The sequence below is a fragment of the Beijerinckia indica subsp. indica ATCC 9039 genome (assembly GCF_000019845.1).
Lineage (GTDB): Bacteria > Pseudomonadota > Alphaproteobacteria > Rhizobiales > Beijerinckiaceae > Beijerinckia > Beijerinckia indica.
Genome location: NC_010581.1, coordinates 2,356,412 through 2,378,305 on the forward strand (window position 1 = coordinate 2,356,412; position 21,894 = coordinate 2,378,305).

Here is a 21,894-nt window from a genome sequence, read left to right on the forward strand (position 1 = left end):
GGCGCCGCCACCGCTTTTCCTAGATTGGGTTTCGTGTTTTCTCAGACCTCAGACGAGACCGACGCGCGAAAGCACTTCCTCTCTCTCGATCGCCGTATCACTTTGCGCCTCGGCCACGGAGACCGCCGTCATATTGACGATACCGCGCGAGGTGACCGAAGGCGTGAGCACATGGGCCGGTTTGGCCGCGCCGATCAGGATCGGGCCGACCGGCAGCGCATCCGCCATCATTTTGGTCATGGCAAAAGCAATATTGGCTGAATCGAGGTTGGGCATGACCAGGACATTGGCCTCGCCCCTAAGGCGCGAATTCGGCATGACGCGATCGCGGATCGCCTGGGACAGAGCCGTATCAGCCTGCATTTCGCCATCGACCTCGAGATCAGGCGCGCGACGGTGGAGAATTTCCAGCGCATTGCGCATCTTCAAGGCGGAAGGCGCGTCATCCGAGCCGAAATCCGAATGCGAGACGAGCGCGATCTTGGGGGTCAGGCCGAAACGCCTGACGTGGCTCGCGCACATCAATGCCATTTCCGCGATCTCGAAAGCGGCCGGATCGCGCCGCACATGCGTATCGGTGAGGAAGAAGGCGCCGTGATTCGTCACCATCAAGCTCATCGCCGAAAAATCCGTGGCATTCGGCACCAGACCGATAATGTCCTTGATATGCCGCAGGCGGCTATGGAAACGGCCTTCCAAGCCGCACAGCATGGCATCGGCATCGCCGCGTTTGACGGCAAGCGCGGCAATCACCGTCGAATTGGTGCGCACGAGCGTGCGCGCGGCATCGGGTGTAATGCCGTGACGGCCGGCGGCCTCGAGATAGGTCGCGACATAATCCTTATAGCGCGGATCATCATTCGGGTTGATGAGCTCGAAATCGCGATCCTGGCGGATCGAGAGGCCAAAGCGCTCGACACGGGAATTGATGACATCGGGACGACCGATGAGGATCGGATAGGCAATGCCCTCCTCGACCACCGATTGCACGGCGCGCAGGACGCGTTCATCCTCGCCCTCGGCATAAATGACCCGTTTGGGATTGGCTTTGGCGGCCTGGATCACCGGCTTCATGATGAAGCCCGAGCGGAAGACGAAGCGCGACAGCACTTCCTCATAGGCCACGAAATCCTCGATGGGCTTGCGCGCAACGCCCGTCGCCATGGCCGCCTTGGCGACGGCCGGCGCGATGCGCAGGATCAGCCGGGGATCGAAGGGGGAAGGAATGAGGCTGTCCTTGCCATATTGCCGGGCCTCGCCGCCATAAGCGCGGGCGACGACATCGGAAGGCGGCTCATGCGCCAATTGGGCGATGGCATTGACCGCCGCGATCTTCATTTCCTCGTTGATGGTCGTCGCGGCGACATCCAACGCCCCCCGGAAGATGAAGGGGAAGCAGAGAACATTATTGACCTGGTTCGGATAATCCGACCGGCCGGTGCAGATCATCGCATCGGAACGCGCTGCATAGGCAGCTTCCGGGTCGATTTCGGGATAGGGATTGGCCAGCGCCATGATCAAGGGCTTGGCTTCCATTTCCTTCAGCATTTCGGGCTTCAGGACGCCGCCCGCCGAAAGGCCGAGGAAGACATCGGCGCCGCCGATGACATCACTCAGCGTGCGGGCATTGGTCTCGCGCGCATAGACTTCCTTGCGCGGGTCCATCAATTCCTGACGGCCCTTGTAGACCACGCCGGCAATATCGGTGACGAAAATATTGTCCCGCTTGGCGCCGAGATCGACCAGAAGATCAAGACAGGCGAGCGCCGCCGCGCCCGCCCCAGAGGTCACGATCTTGGCATTGGCGAGGGATTTCCCGCCCATTTCCATGCCATTGAGGATCGCCGCGGCGACGATGATGGCCGTGCCATGCTGATCATCATGGAACACCGGAATATTCATGCGCTCGCGCAGCCGGCGCTCCACCTCGAAACATTCGGGCGCCTTGATATCCTCAAGATTGATGCCGCCGAAGGTCGGCTCCAGCGCGGCGATCACCTCGACGAGCTTATCGACATCGGTCTCCGCGACCTCGATATCGAACACGTCAATGCCGGCGAATTTCTTGAACAGAACCGCCTTGCCTTCCATGACAGGCTTAGAGGCCAAGGGGCCGATATTGCCAAGGCCCAAAACCGCCGTGCCATTCGAGATGACGCCGACGAGATTCTGGCGAATGGTCAATTCGGTCGCGGCGGCGGGATTATCGGCGATTTCCAAAGAGGCGGCGGCAACGCCCGGCGAATAGGCAAGCGCCAGATCGCGCTGCGTGGCGAGTGGCTTCGTCGCCTGGATTTCAAGTTTCCCGGGCCGTGGCAGTCGATGATAGAGGAGAGCATTGGCGGCGAGATTGTTGGGTATTGAATCGACCATATCTCTCTTCTCCCTTTTGGACCGCATAGAGTTCGGTCCACCTTTCTCTACTCTACCCCCCAATATGAGGGAGGAAAAGCTGTTTACCATAGGCTTTACGGCAGGATTTTGCGCCCGCAAGGCTTCTGGTTTTCGCTATCTAGGCATTTTTTGAATAAAAATGGAAATGATTTTCATAAAAAATAATGCCGCTACGCGACCCTCTGTCGCGCACTATCTCGAATTCTCTAAGCTCGAATTCTTATAAGGAAGCCTCGAAAGGTCCTGTTGGAACTGCAGTTGCTTGGGATAGAAAGCGCAGCTGGCTGAACTTTTTCGGATGCCAAGCGGCCCGACCAAAGATAGAAGTGGCGCACGATCAAAAGGCACGAAATCCCATGTCCCATCAGGAAGAGGCGCTGAATGAAGCGCTGGCGAGCCTTGGCTTGCGCCGTTTCGAGATTCCCCCGGCCAAAATTTTAACCACTGGTTTCGTGAGCGTCTTTCAGGTCGTATCGGACCGCTGCTATGCCCGGCTCGCCAGCATGGCCGATGAATATGAGGCTCCGGGCTCCGTCGCCTTCGGTTTCGCCGAACATCGGGAATTCAATGCCTTCGCCCAGCGCGGCCGCATGGATGTAATCGGCTTCTACACGACCGTCGTGCGCGTCATGTGGAGCGTCACCAACGCCATGATGGGCATAAGGGAAATGTTCCCCTGGATCGATGATGTGGATCAATTGGGCGAGGAACAGGCCCCGCATGCCAATGGCGAACTCTTCTTCGTGCGCCCGCCGGATCAGCCCGCCCCCAATTTCGAGCCGGTCCGTGGACGCCTCGCCACGGCTCTCTTCGATGTCGCGATGGATTTCACCTTGATGCACGAACTCGCGCATCTGTGGAACGGCCATGTCGAACTGCTGCATCGCATGAGCCCGAAGCCGATCCAGGAAATGCACCTGAATGAGGGCGAATGCCTCGATCTGCCGCTCATGCAGGCGTTGGAATTCGACGCCGATTCCTTCGCCATCCAGAAAGTCTTCGCGCGCGTCCATCGTGAAAATCCGTTTCAAGATTTCACCAAGGGCCTGTTGAAGGACCATGCGCTGCCGGCCGATGGCGCGCATACAGCGTCCTGGTTTTTCACTTGGGTCGCAATCTACGCTCTGTTCAGATCCTATGACGAAGCGAGTGCTTGCGCCGACATCACCCGCCGCTCGCAGCCGCCAGCAGCCTTACGCCAAGCCTGTCTGCTGCCAACCGTCGCGGCGGTCGCCAAGCGGCAAGGCTGGTCGGACCTCTCCATGGATGCCTGGATGACCCATGCCACCATGGCTGGCCTCGAAGCCGAAAGCGCCATCTGTCGCCTGCGTCGCCTGCCCTTGGACTCGGACTCCTATCGCCTGGCTTGGCAGGGTCCGGCCTTCGATCAGATCGAAAAATATCTGGGGGTGTGGGAACAGCTCGGACCAATGCTGGCGGATACAAAGCGCGGGCCTATGGAGCCAGAGGATGCGCCCGTTGTAGCGGCTTAGAACCGTCATTGGCGTAGACTGGGCAACCTAGAGCGCCAAACCATCCCCACATGTTATAGAATTGTGGGTCATGTCAGGCCTTTCCCGAAACTGCCGCGGATTGGCGCAGACGGTGTCCGGCATTTTCATCGATATTCAAATGTGGGGCCGGGGCCCCACGCTGAAAGGCAAGAAGATCGAGGGTTGGCGGTTCCTGCCTGGTTAAGATTGAGTAGCAGGCATGCGCCTGCCCACGATGATGGGTCTGGTGATTGAACACATGCAAAAGAATGTCCGACAATCGCTGTTCCTGGGGTTGACCACTCGTGGTTCGATAGGCATGCCGCCGGCTCAGATCGACATCGCTATACCCGTCAATCACGGTGATGATCCGCTTATCCTCGGCGTGTCTCGCTAGAGCAAGGTCTGTGAGATCGTCATGGATGATCGTGTCGAGCCGCGTTGGGTGATCACCTTCACCTGTGAGGCGCTTCAGCCATAGCCGGTCGGTCGTAAGAAGATGATTCAGCGTGCCGTGCAGGCTGCTGAAAAAGACACCGACCGGTCGACGATAGGCTTCGTCAGGCAATGTCATTGCAGCCGCATACAATCGTGCATTTGCCCAGCGATTATAGGCTGCAAGCTGCTGAAAAAGGGCTCTGCTCATACCCTATCTCCTCGTTTTTCGATACGCCTCCAATATAGGGGGTTTCAGACTGCCAAAGCGTGAGATATTTTCACTCTTCCGATCATGTGGTGGTCTGTCTTGGAATTACCGTCGATTAAAGGACTGCAAGCGCTCGCTGCATTGAAGAAGGCAGACAGCCTTTCCCATGCTGCCGTCTTGCTCGGCGCTACCCGATCCGCACTGTCACATCGCATCGCCGAACTGGAACGGCAATTGGGTGTCACCTTGATCCGTCAAGCGGGCAGACGAGCGGTTTTAACTGACGACGCGCAAGCACTTCTCCTCGTCATGGGAGACGCTCTCGACAGGATCGAAGCCGCAATAGAGCCGCTACGGCGACGACGTCAGCAGTTGCGTATCAGCACCGTAGCGACCTTCGCATCGCATTGGTTGCTTCCCCGTCTGCCCGACTGGCAGACACGACACCCGCACATTGATCTGTTGATCTCGACCTCAACCCGCCCGGTCGATCTGACAGCCGAGGATTTCGACTGCGCGTTGCGCCATGGTTTGGGGAAATGGGAAGGACTTGCATCCACCCTCCTATTTCGGGAAACGCTCGTGCCCGTGGGAAGGCCTGATGTATCTGACATTTCAAAGGCGAGTATGCTGATCCGTGCACGCTCCCGATTTCGGGACTGGTTGCGCTGGTGGCGAGCCTGCGGGCTGCCCGGCAATCCACCCACACGTGGCGTCATCGTCGAAACACGGGCTCAAGCGATGGATGCTGTCCTGGCAGGTGCCGGTATCACCATGATGGATGAGGCTTATATCAAGCCATATGTCGCAGCAGGGCGACTCCGCACGCTCGGCGAAACAATCTTTCTCGCGGAAGGCTATTACCTCGTTGTTCCAGATGCACGACGACAACCTTCTGAAGCCGTCAAGCTATTTAAGGCTTGGCTTTTAGACCAAGCTGCTGCTCACTAGGATAAGGGGCAAGCCAAAGCGTGTCTTGCTTTATGGCTCCCCCTCTACCCTTCGCCTCACTCGGGCGTATCCCCATTATCACTTGGCCCTGAATCTCCCAAAGGCCCCTGCTCGCCCGGTCCCTCTTCCTCGCCGCGCTCTGCCTCATCCTCAGGAATCCGCTCCACGGAGACAACCTGCTCGTCTTCGGCCGTATTAAATACAATGACACCCTGCGTGCCACGTCCGGCGACGCGAATGCCTTCGACCGGGCAGCGGATCAACTGGCCGCCGTTAGTCACCAGCATAATGCCGTCACCCTCTTCCACCGGCATGGAGGCGACGAGCTTGCCGTTGCGGGCATTGACCGCCATGGCGACAATGCCTTTGCCGCCGCGTCCGGTGATCCTGTATTCGAACGAGGATGTCCTCTTGCCATAGCCATTGGCGGAAATGGTCAGGATGATCTGCTCACCGGCCGACATTTCGGCATAACGTTCGAGGCTGAGGCTTGTGGAGCCCAGCGCCTCCTCGGCATTAGCTTCTTCCGCCTCGCTCGCAGCCTCTTCCGCCGTCTCTCCGGCCACGGCACGGCGCCTCTTGAGATAAGCCGTGCGTTCGTCGCTATCGGCCTCGATATGGCGCAGAATGGCGAGCGAAATGACTCGGTCGCCCTCGCCCAAAGCAATGCCGCGCACACCCATGGAATCGCGTCCCTTGAAGACGCGCACATCGGTGACGGCGAAGCGGATACATTGACCATTGGCCGTTGTCAGCAGGACATCGTCTTGCTCAGTGCAGATCTGCACATCGACAATCTGTTCGCCCTCATCGAGCCGCATGGCGATCTTGCCGGCTCTGTTCACCTGCGCGAAATCGGAGAGCTTGTTGCGCCTCACCGTGCCGCGCGTCGTCGCGAACATCACATCGAGGCTTTCCCACTGCTTTTCATCTTCCGGCAGCGGCATGATGGTGGTGATCCGCTCATCCTGTTCGAGCGGCAGAATATTGACCAGGGCTTTGCCGAGTGCCTGCGGGGCCGAAAGGGGCAGGCGCCAAACCTTTTCCTTATAGACCTGCCCACGCGAGGAGAAGAACAGGACCGGCGCATGGGTCGAGGCGACGAATAGCCTCGCCACAAAATCCTGATCGCGCGTCTGCATGCCGGAACGGCCCTTGCCACCGCGCCTTTGCGCGCGATAAGTGGACAAAGGCACACGCTTGATATAGCCTGCATGCGAAACCGTGACGACCATATCCTCGCGCTGGATCAGGTCTTCGTCATCGACGCCGGCGTCACTATCAAGAATGATCGTCCGGCGCGGCGTGGCATGGGCCTCTTTGACCGCGATCATCTCATCCTTGATGATACCGAAGAGCCGCGCGCGCGAGCCGAGAATGTCGAGATAATCGGCGATTTCGGCGGCGAGCTTGTTCAGGTTTTCAGCAATCTCGTCGCGGCCAAGCGCCGTCAGCCTTTGCAGCCGCAATTCGAGAATGGCGCGCGCTTGGGCTTCCGACAGCCGGATCGTGCCCTCAGGCGTCAAAGTGTGGCGCGGATCAGCGATCAAGGCGATGAGAGGCGCCATGTCGCGTGCCGGCCAATCGCGGGCGCAAAGAGCGGCTCTCGCTTCCGCGGCATCGGCGGAGGTGCGGATCAGGCGAATGACTTCATCAATATTGGCGACGGCAATGGCAAGGCCCACCTGGAGATGGGCGGCATCGCGCGCTTTGCCAAGCAGATATTTGGTGCGCCGGGTGACGACCTCCTCGCGGAAGTCGATGAAGGCCGTCAGGAAATCCCGCAAGGTGAGGGTTTCCGGCCGCCCACCGTTCAGAGCAATCATATTGCAGGGAAAGCTCGATTGCAGAGCTGTATAGCGCCAGAGCTGATTGAGCACGATATCGGGCACCGCATCGCGCTTGATCTCGATGACGATACGCATGCCTTGACGGTCGGATTCATCGCGCAGATCAGAAATGCCCTCGATGCGCTTTTCACGCACGAGTTCGGCGATTTTCTCGATGAGCGTGGCCTTGTTCACCTGATAGGGAATTTCGGTGACGATCAAGGCCTCGCGCTTTTCGCGGATCTCCTCGATCTCGATCTTGGCGCGCATCAGGACCGAGCCGCGCCCCGTCGCATAGGCCGAGCGGATGCCAGCCCGGCCCAGAATGCTGCCGCCGGTCGGAAAATCCGGTCCTGGGACGATGGCCGTCAGTTCTTCGATGCTCATCTCGGGATTGTCGATCAGAGCGATGACCGCATCGATCACCTCGCCGAGATTATGCGGGGGAATATTGGTCGCCATGCCGACGGCAATGCCGCCCGCGCCATTGACGAGAAGATTGGGAAAGCGGGCCGGCAAAACGACCGGCTCATGCTCCTTGCCGTCATAATTCGGCTGGAAATCGACCGTGTCGGAATCAATATCGGCGAGCAAAGCCAGGGCCGGCCGGGCGAGACGCGACTCCGTATAACGCATGGCCGCTGGCGGATCGCCATCGACCGAGCCGAAATTGCCCTGGCCATCGATGAGCGGCAGGCGCATGGAAAAGCCCTGCGCCATACGCACCAAGGCGTCGTAAATCGCCGTATCGCCATGGGGGTGATATTTACCCATGACGTCGCCGACGATACGGGCGGATTTCACATAGGGCCGGTCCGGCGTGTGGTTGTTCTCATGCATGGAGAACAAAATGCGCCGATGCACCGGCTTCAAGCCGTCGCGCACGTCGGGCAGAGCACGGCTCACGATCACGCTCATCGCATAAGCGAGATAGCTGCTCTGCATTTCATCGGAAAGCGAGACGGGCTTTATGTCGGAACCGCCGGGCCCCTGCCCGTTTTCATCATGATCGGCCAAGTTCGAATCCAGGAGGAGGAAAAGAAAAATTCATTTTATCCGATCATGGCGTCCAAAAAAACCAGTTTGCGGCGCGCCGGGATCGGGGGCATGATTTCAGAGATTCTTTAAGGGTTTCCTATGCCTATCACATTTGCCCCTTTTCTTCGTTGTTCATCACTTCTTCTCCTTTTATCCCTTCCTCTCGCCGTCATGGCGCAAGATGCAGCCCAAAACAGGGCGCAAGAGACAATAAAAATCACGACGGCTCCAGCCTTGCCGGCGCTGGGCGCCGACAAAGGGCATATGTCAGTTTCCGGCCTCTCGTCAGGGGCCTTCATGGCCGTACAATATGGCGTCGCCTTCGCCTCCAGCACGATCGGCGTCGGCGTCGTAGCGGGTGGGCCCTATAATTGCGCCTTTGTGAATTTGGGCTCGGTACAGACCTGCCTCACGGGGAACCCGAGTGGTGCTGCCTCCTTAAAGGCAGCACAAGGCTTCGCTTTCTTGGGGCAGATCGATTCCCCTGCAGCCATTGCCGCGCAAAGGATCTATCTGTTCAGCGGCACCAAGGATACGATCGTCAAACGATCCGTCGTCGACGCGACCCAGGATTTCTATCTCGCGGCGGGCGTCCCCGCTGGCAATATTCATTATACGCATGAACTCGCCGCCGGCCATGCCTTTATCTCAAATATCTTCGGCAATGCCTGCCCTCTCACCAGGCCACCCTTTATCGATCAATGTTCAATGGACGGGAAGGCCTATGACCAGCCGCAAGCCATTCTGACACAGATTTACGGGCCCTTGCGGCCTGAGGCGGTGACACTTTCGAGCCAGCCGGAGGCCTTCGATCAAAGCGCATACAGAAGCGCCGACAGCAGTCTGGCAGCGAGGGGCTATGTGTATGTTCCCGCCCAGTGCCGGAATGATGGCAACAAGAAAAGCCGTGAGCAGTGTCCCGTTCACGTGGTTTTCCATGGCTGCCAGCAAGGCGCCGATGTGGTGGGCGACGCCGTCTATAGCAAGCTCGGCTATAATGAATGGGCCGACAGCAACAGCATTATCATGCTGTATCCGCAAATCGAGATCAGCGAAGCCAATCCGCAAGGCTGTTGGGACTGGTGGGGCTATAGCGGCTTGAATTTCCAGGTCCGGAGCGGTCCGCAGCTTTCCGCTGTCCACGCCATGGTCGAGCGCTTGGAACAAGCCCCTTGAGTATTGTATATTGTATTCAGATCAAACTCCAAAGTGAATCCATTTTGGAGTTTGATCACACACTCTCTTAGAATGGAATATCATCATCAATGACATCGGCCATGCGGCCCGGACCACTCGAGCGGCGATCGGACATTCTGTCCTCATTCCGGTCCATCGGGCGATCCTGCGAACGTTCCATGGGCGAGCTGCGCCCGAAACTGGCATTGCCGCCGCCTTCGACCATAGCGTCACCGCCATAATCGCCACGCCCGCCGCCACGGCTATCGAGCAGGGTCAATTCGCCGCGAAAGCGCTGCAAGACGACTTCCGTGGTGCGGCGCTGGTTGCCGTCACGATCTTGGTATTCACGCGTCTGCAATTGGCCTTCGAGATAGACCTTTGAGCCCTTCTTGCAATATTGCTCTGCGATCTTGCCTAGATTCTCGTTGAAAATCACAACATTGTGCCATTCCGTCCGGTCCCGGCGCTCACCCGACATCTTATCGCGCCAGGATTCCGTCGTCGCCAGGCTGAAACTGACGACCGCCTCTCCGGAATTCATCCGCCGCACCTCGGGGTCCCGGCCGAGATTGCCGATGAGAATGACCTTATTGACACTTCCCGACATCACCGCCTCCTATCCTGAGCAGCATTGCGTTTAAAATAATGCTTCAATGCCTGTGATAACAGGAAACGGCGCGGTTGCATGCTGGCAAGCGTTTAAATCGCCCGATATGCCCAGCTTTCTCCCCTCGGACGGGGATCAAGGGCGTTTAAGCGTTTTCGGTCCCCGGCTGCGGTTCGCCCATTTGCATGGTCTCAGCAGAGCCTGCCCCTCGCGGCTTGCGCTCGATACGGCGGAAACGCCAGGCGATTTCCAGCTTTTCATGAGCCAGATCCTGGACAACGATCTGCGCGCTTTTGCGCGGACCATCGGGCAAGGCATAAAAGACGCTTTCCTCCAAATCGATCGCCACGGATTTGGCTTCGAACAGCCACCTTCTGCCATTGGGAAGCAAGCAGAGAACACCGGTTCCGCTGAGGAGACGCCTGACCCGCACCTGCGGGTGAATATGAAAACGCAGGACAAAGGGCCGAGGCTCCGGTGCCTTTTCCGTCACGGCTGGCTGCAAACTATCGATACCGGCCAGTTGACGCCCATCCCGGCTCAGCGTGACCCGGCGCTCGTGCAACCAGCCGAAGCGGGGTGCGTAACCGTCATGCGAGGCGATAATCTCAACCCCTTCGGCCCGGCTCTGCCGCTTGACCTCGACCTTTTCAGGTCCTGAAAGGATTTCCGTGCCGAGCCAGCGCCAAAGGCCTGCATTGGTGGTGAAACGGCAGGAGGAACTATCATCGATGACGAGCGTCGAATGGGCCGCGGTGGCGCGCGCCGCCTCGCGCGCCAGAGGCCGATTGGCTTCGGGCGAGCCACAATTGACCACGAGATGATGCGCGCCGATCGAAAATTCAAAGGACAGGCACCCCGCATGCGCGCGCTGGGAAAAACCCTGCGGCGGCGGCCGGCCGACATCCATGATGAAGACCGTATCCTGTTCCTCGATCCGCTGATAACCCGAATAGGGCGCGTTGGTCAGGGCCTGTGCGCGGGCATCGTCATAGGCAAGGACGGTCGCCAGAAGCTCCGGCGCGGTCACGCCCATGCCGTTGAATAAAGCGAGCGTTCCATCACCGTGGCGAAACAGCCGCAGCATCGGCATCATGCGGTCGATCACGTTTAAAAGCTGCGCCGGCGTCTGGAACCCACGCGCCGCATAGGCCTGCCGCAAGGGCAAGAGATCAAGCAGAAGATCAATAAGAATGCGCGGATTGCGGCTGATATGGCCACCATCGGGCAGAATCTGCCGCTCGAGCTCTTCGGTCAGAAGACGGGTCCCACGCGCCGAAACTTTATTCGCGCCCTCCGCGCAGAGTCCGAGTTCGGCCAAGGCGATCACCGCGAGCAAACGATCCTCGCCGACAATCCCCTCGGTCAATTTGCGTTCGAGAAAAATCTGGAGCCGCGTGAGCCCCTTCATGAACCGGCGGTAGAAAGCCCGATCGGCATTTTCAAGAATGATTGGTGACTGCGAGAGCCAGGCCAGCATGCGCCGGGCCGCCGGCCGGACTTCCCAGGCGGGGCCAGGGCGAGGTTTTCCCTGCAATGTCAGAAAATCATCGACCAAGGCGCGGGCATTGGCACGAGCGAGCGCTGTATCGGCCGCACGCAAATGACGCAGCCAGCCGAACCCGGCCAAGGCCCGCGCCCAGGCAGGGGACAAGGGTTCGATCTCGAAAGGCGAGCGGCCGTGCGTATTGACGATCTTGCCCTCGAAGGAAAAATAGCCGGCGTAAATATCGGCCGCGATCGTTGGATCACTGGTCCTGATATCCTGCGGCGCGATCAGCAGACGTTCCAACGGCCTGCCGCGCAAATTAGGCAATTGCCGGAGCGGCAGGCTGACGAGACGCCGAGCCAGGGCTTTTCCTTGCGCCGAGAGCAAACCCAAAAGGCGCAACCGATCCTTAAATGATGCGCCGCTCAGGGAATTCTCTCCTCTAGCTCCAACATGAGTCCAGGTGACGTCCACTGCCCTGCCCCGCGTTTCGAGGCCCGTCGTAAAGGCCGCCTCCCATGTAAAGCTAAAAACCTCTCGGCTTTATTAACCACACCGAACCAAACGAGAGACGAAGAAGCCATCAAGGCCAGAAAAACGCGCCTCGGTGCCTTGAAAATGCGCCGGAAGAATCCGTAAATCGCCGTTTTGGTTAATGATTTCGCTCAAGTTCCCGACTTCTCCCGGGCTGATGGGCCTCCGCCGAAATTCGGGATGATTTTGGAGAAAAGCCTCGATCCGCTCTTCGCCTTCCTCGGGTTCAAGCGAACAGGTGCAATAAATAAGTGTTCCGCCGGCTTTCAAAAGGGTTGCCGCTTTATCCAGCATGCGTGCCTGCGCCAAAGCGAGGGCGAGAATGTCCTTCGGCTGTTTGATCCAGGCAATGTCGGGATGCCGGCGAATAGTGCCAGTCGCCGAACAGGGCGCATCGAGCAGAATGCCATCGAAAGGCTCGGCCTCGAAGGTTAAGACATCGGCAGCCAGTACCTCGGCTTCGAGATGCAATCGCGCGAAATTGGCGCTCAACCGTTTCAATCGGGTTGCTGAGCGGTCGATCGCCGTCACATGCGCGCCCGTTGCGGCAAGTTGCGCGGCCTTGCCGCCCGGGGCCGCGCAAAAATCGGCGATGCGCAAGCCGGGACCGGCCGGCATGAGGCGCGCCGGCAGGGCCGCGGCGGCATCTTGCACGAACCACACACCTTCCGCGAAACCGGGCAGATCGGCGATCGGCGCATGCGTTTCAAGGCGCAATGAACCCGTCGGCAGCAGGCGGGCTCCAAGCTTTTCCGCCCAGAGATCCGGCTCGGCCAAGACCGTCACATCGAGGGTCGGTTCTTCGCGATGCGCCAAAGCGATGGCGCGGGCGAGTTCTTCGCCATAAGTCTCGCGCCAGCGCTTGGCGAGCCAAGCCGGCGTATCCATGGCCAGCGCGTCACTCTCGGCGAGGATTTTTTCCCGCCCACGCGCAAGATTGCGCAAAACCGCATTGACTAGCGGAGCGAAAGGCGTGCTTTTGGGATCGAGCCGCGTCGCGCGCACCGCAAGATCGACAGCGGCATGATCGGGAACGTCAAGAAACAGGATTTGCGCTCCAGCGACGAGCAAAATCCATTCGAGGTCCGGCGCCTGGCGCGGGAGACCTTGTGCCAAAAGCCCGGTGAGCGCCGCCCGGATCGTGCCAAGCCTTCTTAGAGCCACGGTGACGATCGATCGCGCCAGCGCCTTGTCACGCGGCTCGAGACCCGCCAGAATTTCAGGGTTCGACTCGGGCGCGAAAAAATCGTCGAGCGCCTGTCCCTTGGTCACAATCGCCCGTAAGATCGCCGCTGCTGTCCGCCGTACGCCGAGCCCCGCAGGCTGCTCCTCGGTGCTCGAAGCGGCTGGCTTGCGGAGTTTCGAGCGCCCGGACGCCGCCGGCCGAATGGATGAATTTGCCACGCTTTTTATCTCTCACATTTCATTTTATGCACGTCGCGACTGTTGCGCCAACGGAAGTTTCGAAGGCCGCATTCTCCTTCTTCCTGATGCGGCCTTCCTAATCCGACAAGAGTTCAAATTAAATCCGGTCCGGTAAAAGCCTTAGGCCTGCTTTATCGCAAGGAAATAGACATGACGTCAGACAAACAACCCCCGAGTGAATCCAATCAACCCGCTGATGCAGCAGCGGCAAAGCCACTGTCGGAAGCGGCCAAACGTGCGCTGGCGGAAGCCGCCGAACGCCGCAAACTCCACGACGCGCAACACAATACACTCCCCAAGGAAATCAATGGCCGGGATGGACCCGAACCGGTCCGTTATGGAGATTGGGAAAAAAACGGAATTGCGAGCGATTTTTGATCTGGCAGCGCGAGATCAGCCGCACCGATCTTGATCCCAACAGCACGAGCAATGTCCGCCGTTCCTGTCAAAAATCGCTTTCAAAGCTATACCTCTAAAGATATATATCCCGCCGGGAGGGTTCGCAGGGGGACCCAATTTATCAATAGGCTCGCTCGGATTGCTATTCCCGAGTGAGAACGGCCGGGATAACAAGCATGAGTGGAACATTCAGGCGAGGAGCGAGACAATCCTTCCAGTTTTTTAGGTTTTCCACCTTTGCTTTCATCGGACTTCCCGTCTCAGCTTTTGCCCAAAACGCCCCGGTGACGAATATTGCCCCCATTACCATCGAGGCCAGCCCCGACAACAGTCCATTCGGACGCGCCGATCTGAAACCCGACAATACGGGTAATCTCGCTCGCGTCGCGGCGAGCAGCAGACCGCATACGGAAACCTTCACCCGCGCCGATATCGATGCCCTGAAACCCGTGGATGTCTACGACCTCTTGAGCCATGCGACCGGCGTCATGCCGACCTTTCAGGGGCGGAAACTTTCCAATAATCTCCAGATTCGCGGCGATTCCAATTACGGCTTCATCATCGATGGCGCCTATATGCCGCTTGCGACGGCCGGCCGTGTCCTGCGGACCTTGCCGGTCTCGCTCATCGAGCAAGTCGATATCATCCGAGACCCGACGGCCCTGACGCTCGGTCCGATGACGAATTTGGATACGGCCTCTGGCGCCCTGAACAGCGGTTTCATCGTCATCCGCACCCGCCGACCGTCAAAGACGGAAGGTGAATCGCGCTCCCGGATCGAGAATTTCGGCACATTCTCAAGTTCAGGTTATGCCGGCACGACCTTTGTCGGCGCGCCTGGCGAGCCCAATGCCTATGTTTCCGGTTTGCTCTCCTATCGCAAGACCAACGGCCCCTCTGGCTATAACGCCTGGGAGAATACACAATCCTCGCAGGTGGCGGGCGGCGTCATTGCTGGCGGCTTCCGAACTGATTTCACAGTCTTTCAGGACCATGCGCGCTATGGTTTTCAACGCGCGACGGATGGCCAAAACGTCTCCTCGCTTGTTGCGCAACAATGGTCCTTCACGCCAATCGATACATTGGTCGCAACATCGAATTCTCTCTTCACCTGGGACGCGATCAACTCCACCATGCTGATCTTGTCCTATAATCTCGTCTCCGCCAACAATGTGCAGGCGAGCTACGCAAACAGTGCGATCACCTCGAATTATGATCGCACCTATACATTCAACGTGCACATGCGCCACAATATCCATCTAGGCGATACTTTGCTGCAGCTCGGCACGCAATATGTCACCTATGATTCACCCACCGGCCAGATGTTCAGTGCCGGCTATGCACATTCGGAATCGATTCTGAGCGGCTATGGCAATCTCGAACATAAGTTCTTCAATGATGCCCTGACCCTCGACGCCTCGGCGAGGGTCGATGACCGCACGATCAATCAAGGCATCGACCTCTATAATCTGGGTAGCGGCAGCGGCGGCGGTAATGCGGGAAGTGGCACGGGCAGCAATAGTGGCACGAGTCAGGCAGGCTCTGGAACCGGTGGGGGCAAATCCGGGAGTGGCTCCGGCTCCGGCACGGGATCTGGCACCGGATCTAGCTCCACCCTCTATTCTTATTTCTACAATCGGCAATTGCCGATTGCTCTGAATTATGCCGCCGGCGGAACATGGAAAATCCTGCCGCAATTGCTGGCAACGGCCCGCTATTCCCATACCGAACAGAGTGGGTTACCCATGGCAATCTTGACCACCACGGGAACATCGCTCGCTCCGGAAACGCAAAACAAATGGGAAGTTGGCATCGCGGCGCCAATCGCTCCCTATTTCCAGCCAGGCTTCAATTATTTCGACATCAATGTCGCAAACGATAAGACACCGACGAGCTATCAAACGATCAATGGCTATCAGACCCCCATCTGGTCGCAATCGAATACACATAGAAGTGGTTTCGAATTGCTGGCCAATGGGACTGTGCTGCCTGTGGATTGGCTCGGTCACGGCAATCCAGACCTCGTAAATACAGATCTGGGCGATCTCGGTCCAACGACCTATCGCGCAAGCTGGATGCATCTCGGACAAGCTTCGAGTTCATCGATCGCGGTCTATGGCGCGACCTTGGCGCGTGATATTGTCAATTTCACATTGACGCAGAACTGGAACCGGTTCAACGGGACAGTCGCCCTGAGCTATTTCTCTCCGTTCCTGTCGAACTTCAATTCGGCGGACGGTGGCTACCATCAGATCGGCAATGCGGTCGTTGTCGATCTGAGCGTTGGTTACGGTTTCAAACTGGGGCTCTCGGATACACGTATTTCCGTTTACGGCCGCAACATCACCAATCGCAAATATGAAACGGTCTACGGCTATCCCGCCTGGGGGGCCACTTATGGCAGCGAATTGGTGATCTCGTTCTAAAATCCGCCTTTTGACCCAGACCGAAGGGTCGCTCCGTCGCTCATGCAAGGCTCTCGTGTCATGAAACGCTGGATCGTCTTGGCTTTCCTTTTAGCGAGCCTTTTGCTTCTCTCGCCGGCCAAGGCGCGTGACATCATCGACATGAAAGACCGTCACGTCAGCATGCCGGAGACGATCACCAAAATCTATTCCGCGTCCTATCCCTTGACGGTACTTCTTTATGCGCTGGCGCCGGATCTTCTGGCCGCGACCAATTTCCCGATCGCCGAACCCGCCAAGCCGTTGCTCGACCCCGCGCTTTTGAACTTGCCGGTCGTCGGTGCCATGCAGGGGCGCGGCCGCTCCCTGAACCCGGAAGAAATCATGGCCCTGCATCCGGACGTGATCCTGGCCTGGGTCGATCCAACCGGAGAGACGGAGCACACGATCCGGCAATATGGTCCAACCGGGCTCCCAATCCTCTTCATCGAACTCAACAAACTTTCCGATTATCCGGCGGCGCTCCGCTTTCTCGGCATCTTGCTCCATCGGGAAGCGCGGGCGGAAAAACTCGCCGCCTATATCGAAGCCGCACAGACACACGTGGCTAAAGCTGTCAGCTCACTGCCACAAGAGAAAAGAATCCGCATCTATTACGCGGAATCGCCGGACGGTCTCGCCACCGAATGCGATAGCTCCTTCCACGCCGAACCCATTGTCATCGCGGGCGGTCTGAACGTGCATCATTGCGCGCAGACGACCCATATGGGGATGGAACGCATCGCGCTCGAACAGATCATCGCCGATCGGCCGGAGCTCATCCTCGCCCAGGATCCGGGCTTTGCCCGGAGCATCGGAGCCGATCCCAGCTGGCGTCATATCGAGGCCGTGCAAAAGGACCGCGTCATCGCGGTTCCGCGCCTTCCCTTCAATTGGCTCGACCGACCGCCGAGCGTCATGCGCGCGCTCGGGATTCAATGGTTAGCCCATGTCTTTTACCCGGATCTCCTGCCCTTCGACACCAAAACGGAAACACGCGATTTCTTTAAGCTTTTCTTCGGCGTCGAACCAAGCGACGAAGACATAGAACACATCTTGCACTGAAGAGGGATGGTTATAGAAAAGGCCGTCTTCACCCCCTCTTATTTTCGTTTATGCTCGCGCAACGCAAAAATTGGAGAACGGAGCCGAGAATCGCGATGGGCGGCTCTCGGTGGAACTCCCGCAAATCGAAAGAAAAGAAAAGCCATGCGCCTGTTGATCGGCATTGACGACACGGACGTTCTGGGCGCGCCGATCGGCACCGGACGACTGGCCCGCATGTTCGAAAAAAAACTTCCGGACCATGTACGGCTTTGGGGTGTCTTGCGTCATCAATTATTAGTCGATGCCCGCATCCCTTATACGTCCCACAATAGCCCCGCCTGTATCGCCGTCGATCTCGAGGATGAAGAGCTTATCCCCGAACTCATTCAGCGGGTCAGGGATCATATCAGGCTTCTGGCAAGTCCTGGGAGCGATCCAGGTCTCTGCGTCGCCCGCGCCGATCTCTGCACGCCGGCCGTCATCACCTTCGGGCTTGCTTGCACCCAAAATCTTGTCACGCAGGACGAGGCGCGCACATTAGCGGCCGAGTCAGGTCTCTTGCTCGAAGGTCTCGGGGGTACCGAGGATGGCGTGATCGGCGCTCTCGCCGCCGTCGGGCTGACGGCCTATGGCTGGTGCGGCCGCTTTTTGGAATTCAATGGTCTGCGCGATCTCCCTGATCCTGTCCGCGTCGATGCCTTGATCGCGCATGGCCTGTTGCCGGTAGCACTCGATCAGGACGCCAGCGTGCCGCCGTCGCAGGCCCTGATCGAGACCAATGGCTGGCTGAGCCCCCGCCTCTGGGGCGGCCGCCCCATCGTTCCGGTGTCTCTCGAGGATGGACAATGGAAAGCCCTCGGCAAAAAAGCCCGCGACGCGGAGGTTGCCGAGTGACGCGCCACCGGTAAAGTTCACCGAAGATTTTTGAATTTTCTCATCTTGTGGCAGAAAGGGGCGGTCCATACGTCCTTTTTCCATGAGCAGCCGCATCATGAGAAATTTTGGGTCAGTTCCAGCGCATTTTCGGCAAGCGGATCGTCACACAAGGAACGTAAAGGACATCTTATTCCCGATCCACGCTGGCGTTCATCGTGACCACCAGCCTGCGAGATTCCATTTGGTTTTTCCCGGTTCATGACCGTTTTTCTGGCTTTTCTGTGCAATATTCTCTTCAATTTCGCGATTGGCCTGCTGATCGCGAAATTCCTCGGGCCGGAGGAATATGGCCGTTTCGCTCTGTCGCATGCGACGGCCATCGCTGTGCAGACGGCTTTCTTCGATTGGATTCGCCTCGGCGCAACGCGTTTTTATTCGCAACGTTCGCAACACGAAAATCCGGCCCTACGGCCAACCCTCGATGTCTCGTTCAGCCTGATCGGCTGCGCCATCGCGATCGGTGGTGGCCTTCTCATGCTGTCGGGGGTGCATTTCACCCTTTCCAACCCTTTCATCGGCCTGGCGCTCGCTATTGCCATTGCCAATGGCCTCTTCGATTATCATGCGGCTTTGGCCCGGGCCCGTTTCCACGATCAGCATTATGTCCGGCTGATTCTGGTCAAGACGTTCCTCGGCGCCCTGCTGATGGGCGGCGCCGCCTTCTGGTTCAATTCCGCCATGCTCACCCTCGTCGGGGCCACATTGAGCCTTGGCGGAGCGGTCCTGGCGGCACGCAGCGGCTTGCCAGCCGGTGAGACCTGCCAAGCCTTGCCACAGTTTGCCACGGCAAGTGCGCTGGTGCGCTATAGCCTGCCAATCGTCTGCGCCAATCTGCTCTATCTTTCGATTCCCCTAGCCAACCGCTCCTTGATCGCGATTTTTTACGGTTTTTCAGAAACCGGACAATTCTCCCTGGCCTTCGATTTCGGCACCAAGGCCATACAGGCCATTGGCTCAGCGCTCGATGTCGTTCTCTTCCAGATCGCCGTCGCGACCCATGAATTGCTGGGGCCGAGCCACGGCCGGCAACGGCTCGCCAATAATATAGCAATCATTTTCTCAGTGGTGCTCGCCTCCTGTACCGGCCTTTGGCTCACATTGCCATCGATCGAGGGCATGATTGTCCCAAACGATTTTCGCGGTCCCTTTTATATGCTGCTGCCCTTGATGCTGACCGGACTGTTTTGCTCGGCGCTCATCCAATTCGCTATCACACCGATTTTTCAAATCGAGAAAAGAACCGTGCCGCTGATCGCCGCTGCTTTCATCGGCTGTCTCGTTGATCCCATTTTAGTCTATGTCCTGCCGCGTAATCCTGATGCGTCCAGCCTCGCCATCGCCCAGGCTGGCGCCATGCTGGCGGCACTGATCGCGCTCATCACCTTCGCTGCTTTCACCAAACCGCAATGGCCGCGCTGGCGCGATCTCGCCATTGCCATGCTGGCCACGGCCCTGATGTCGGCGGCCTTGCTGCCGCTGCGCTCGCGCGAGCCGGGCCTTGCGACGCTGACCTTGCAGATCGGCATAGGTCTTCTCGTCTATGCCACCGTCACGCTTAGCCTCGATTTCGCCGGCCTGCGCGGCATCATCATGGCCCGATTGCGGACTTGATGTGTAGACATCGCATTTTTTCTATACATTCTCATTCCATGTTCGAACGACAGGGGATTTGACATGAGTTCCTATTGGTATTCACTGGCTGGAGGCCTGTTGATCGGCCTCTCAGCAGCCCTGCTTCTGCTGCTTAATGGACGCATCGCCGGGATCAGCGGCATTATCGGCCGGCTACTTGGCGGAGACCATCTTCCAGCCAATGGCGCCTTTCTCATTGGCCTGATCCTCGGACCTCTGGTCTTCAAAGTGTTTTTCGGCCATGCGCCGGATGTCACGATCACCGAGCCTTGGCCCCTGCTGATCGTCGCCGGGCTCCTGGTCGGCTTCGGTACACGCTTGGGATCGGGCTGCACCAGCGGCCATGGCGTTCTGGGTCTTGCGCGATTGTCCCCGCGTTCCTTCGCCGCCGTCGTCACCTTCCTCATCGCAGGCATTCTCACGGTCTTCCTTCTCAGAAAGTTCGGCCTATGAACAACCAGCTTGCTCGCATCCTGTCCGCCCTCGCCTGCGGCACCGTCTTCGGTTTCGGCCTTGCTCTTTCCGGCATGCTCAATCCGGTGCGCGTTCAGGGTTTTCTCGATCTTTTCGGTGCATGGGACCCAAGCCTGGCTTTCGTGCTCGGTGGCGCCGTGATCGTCGCCTTCATCGGGGTCACCCTCGCGCGGCGCCTGAAACATCCGATCTTCGAATGGACCTTCTATCTGCCGACCACCAAAAGAATCGACAAGCCACTTCTGTTTGGCTCAGCGATTTTCGGCATCGGCTGGGGATTGGGAGGGTTGTGCCCTGGTCCAGCCATAGCATCCCTGTCGCTGGGTCTCTGGCAGACACCCCTTTTCGTTCTCGCCATGGCCATTGGTATGGTCATCCACGACCGATTCTACAAAGGCGGCTCGCGCTGACAGCGCGTTTCTTCATGGTTCAAGCCTCTAGCTCCGCGCCTTAATGTGCGGAGCCTTCTCTTAAAGATTATTCCTTGCCGATTGTGCCTTGCGAATTGTGCCTTGACGGTCAGATTATTTGAGCTTACTGGTCTGCTGGTTGGTCCAGCAGGTCAGTCAAATGAGCCCGCATGACAAGAATACCTCTCCCATTGCCTCGGTCGTCGGCTCTTCGCTCGGCTTAAAGCGCACGGTGAAGGAGGCGATCGGCGACAGGATCGAGGACTTGATCGCGTCCGGTATTCTCCAGCTTGGTGATGAACTCCCGAGCGAGCGCGAACTGGCCAAAATGCTTTCCGTCAGCCGGGAGACCGTGCGCGGCGCCATTCAGACCCTCTCCGCACGCGGCATTGTCTCGGTTTCACAAGGGGCACGGACGCGTGTCGCCAATGTTTCGGTGGCGCAGCGGCGCGGTGGTCTTTCCACGCTCGGCACGATCGACACCTACGATCTCGAAACGGTTCACGCGTCGAGGCTGCTCGTCGAACGAGCCGTTGTAGCGGATGCGGCGCGGCATATTTCCGCGCAGACGCTCGCCTTTCTCGATGCATCGCTTGTGGCCCAGCATGAGGTGCTCGACGATCCCATGCGCTTTCTGATCTATGACCGAGAATTCCATCTCGCCATCTACCATTCCGCAAGCAATCCGTTACTCGCGGATTTCGTGACCGATCTTTACACCTATATGCTCGACCGGCGCCGTGTAGCAATGTCGAAACCAGACGCCATGAACCAGAGCTACGAGGATCATGCCGCGATCGTCGAGGCCTTGAGGTCCCACGACCCAGAAGCCACGAGCCTGGTTTTCGATCGTCACATTAATCGTATTTATGCGACCAGCAAAAAGCTCATGGGAAGCGGGTCGCAATAGAACACGCCAGCCGCGCCTACAGCGGCGGAAAGATATGTCGCTCGTGAACACACGAGG

Annotated in this window: 17 protein-coding genes; 11 read left to right on the plus strand and 6 right to left on the minus strand. The window is 58.3% G+C overall.

Annotated elements, in window-relative coordinates:
* Nucleotides 1–48: 48 nt before the first annotated feature.
* Entirely contained in the window at nt 49–2,373 is a 2,325-nt protein-coding gene (locus tag BIND_RS10415; protein WP_041778034.1) for an NADP-dependent malic enzyme, read from the minus strand.
* Nucleotides 2,374–2,750: 377 nt separating this feature from the next.
* On the opposite strand from BIND_RS10415, the gene BIND_RS10420 reads away from it, so the two are divergent.
* A complete protein-coding gene (locus BIND_RS10420) occupies nt 2,751–3,887 on the plus strand; it encodes a hypothetical protein (RefSeq protein WP_012385041.1) in 1,137 nt (378 codons plus the stop codon).
* 73 nt (nt 3,888–3,960) lie between these two features.
* Here BIND_RS10420 and BIND_RS10425 read toward each other — a convergent pair whose 3' ends face one another.
* Entirely contained in the window at nt 3,961–4,533 is a 573-nt protein-coding gene (locus BIND_RS10425; protein WP_012385042.1) for a DinB family protein, read from the minus strand.
* A gap of 99 nt (nt 4,534–4,632) precedes the next feature.
* Between BIND_RS10425 and BIND_RS10430 the strand changes: the two genes are divergently transcribed.
* A complete protein-coding gene (locus BIND_RS10430; RefSeq protein WP_202944746.1) occupies nt 4,633–5,484 on the plus strand; it encodes a LysR substrate-binding domain-containing protein in 852 nt (283 codons plus the stop codon).
* Nucleotides 5,485–5,540: 56 nt separating this feature from the next.
* Here BIND_RS10430 and gyrA read toward each other — a convergent pair whose 3' ends face one another.
* Complete coding sequence (gene gyrA / locus BIND_RS10435; RefSeq protein WP_012385044.1) at nt 5,541–8,330, minus strand: DNA gyrase subunit A; 2,790 nt, start codon at nt 8,328–8,330, stop codon at nt 5,541–5,543.
* Between the two features lie 192 nt (nt 8,331–8,522).
* Here gyrA and BIND_RS10440 point away from each other — a divergent pair, with 192 nt between their 5' ends.
* The gene (locus BIND_RS10440; protein ID WP_041778706.1) at nt 8,523–9,527 is read left to right on the plus strand and encodes an extracellular catalytic domain type 2 short-chain-length polyhydroxyalkanoate depolymerase; all 1,005 of its coding nucleotides are present in this window, start codon (nt 8,523–8,525) and stop codon (nt 9,525–9,527) included.
* 67 nt (nt 9,528–9,594) lie between these two features.
* On the opposite strand, the gene ssb is transcribed toward BIND_RS10440, so the two are convergent.
* The 3 genes from ssb to BIND_RS10455 form a co-directional block, all read right to left on the minus strand.
* Nucleotides 9,595–10,137 (minus strand): single-stranded DNA-binding protein, encoded by a 543-nt coding sequence (gene ssb / locus BIND_RS10445; protein WP_012385046.1) that lies wholly within the window; start codon nt 10,135–10,137, stop codon nt 9,595–9,597.
* Nucleotides 10,138–10,282: 145 nt separating this feature from the next.
* Entirely contained in the window at nt 10,283–12,028 is a 1,746-nt protein-coding gene (locus BIND_RS10450) for a heparinase II/III family protein (protein ID WP_012385047.1), read from the minus strand.
* 144 nt (nt 12,029–12,172) lie between these two features.
* Entirely contained in the window at nt 12,173–13,564 is a 1,392-nt protein-coding gene (locus tag BIND_RS10455) for an RsmB/NOP family class I SAM-dependent RNA methyltransferase (protein ID WP_012385048.1), read from the minus strand.
* Between the two features lie 171 nt (nt 13,565–13,735).
* Here BIND_RS10455 and BIND_RS10460 point away from each other — a divergent pair, with 171 nt between their 5' ends.
* From BIND_RS10460 to BIND_RS10495, 8 genes are all read left to right on the plus strand, one after another.
* Complete coding sequence (locus tag BIND_RS10460; RefSeq protein ID WP_012385049.1) at nt 13,736–13,963, plus strand: DUF1674 domain-containing protein; 228 nt, start codon at nt 13,736–13,738, stop codon at nt 13,961–13,963.
* 197 nt (nt 13,964–14,160) lie between these two features.
* Nucleotides 14,161–16,410: a TonB-dependent receptor plug domain-containing protein gene (locus tag BIND_RS10465; protein WP_012385050.1), complete on the plus strand. Its 2,250-nt coding sequence runs from the start codon at nt 14,161–14,163 to the stop codon at nt 16,408–16,410.
* A gap of 60 nt (nt 16,411–16,470) precedes the next feature.
* Nucleotides 16,471–17,493 carry an ABC transporter substrate-binding protein gene (locus BIND_RS10470; protein WP_012385051.1) on the plus strand — a complete coding sequence of 341 codons (1,023 nt, stop codon included), beginning with the start codon at nt 16,471–16,473 and terminating at the stop codon, nt 17,491–17,493.
* Between the two features lie 144 nt (nt 17,494–17,637).
* Nucleotides 17,638–18,369, plus strand: a complete 732-nt coding sequence (locus BIND_RS10475; protein ID WP_012385052.1) for a hypothetical protein — start codon at nt 17,638–17,640, stop codon at nt 18,367–18,369.
* 240 nt (nt 18,370–18,609) lie between these two features.
* Nucleotides 18,610–20,022: a lipopolysaccharide biosynthesis protein gene (locus BIND_RS10480; protein WP_012385053.1), complete on the plus strand. Its 1,413-nt coding sequence runs from the start codon at nt 18,610–18,612 to the stop codon at nt 20,020–20,022.
* A 63-nt stretch (nt 20,023–20,085) separates the two neighbouring features.
* Complete coding sequence (locus BIND_RS10485) at nt 20,086–20,496, plus strand: YeeE/YedE family protein (RefSeq protein WP_012385054.1); 411 nt, start codon at nt 20,086–20,088, stop codon at nt 20,494–20,496.
* The gene (locus BIND_RS10490) at nt 20,493–20,927 is read left to right on the plus strand and encodes a YeeE/YedE family protein (protein ID WP_012385055.1); all 435 of its coding nucleotides are present in this window, start codon (nt 20,493–20,495) and stop codon (nt 20,925–20,927) included. The genes BIND_RS10485 and BIND_RS10490 overlap by 4 nt, the downstream gene beginning before the upstream one ends.
* Nucleotides 20,928–21,087: 160 nt before the next feature.
* The gene (locus tag BIND_RS10495; protein WP_012385056.1) at nt 21,088–21,837 is read left to right on the plus strand and encodes a FadR/GntR family transcriptional regulator; all 750 of its coding nucleotides are present in this window, start codon (nt 21,088–21,090) and stop codon (nt 21,835–21,837) included.
* Nucleotides 21,838–21,894: the final 57 nt, after the last annotated feature.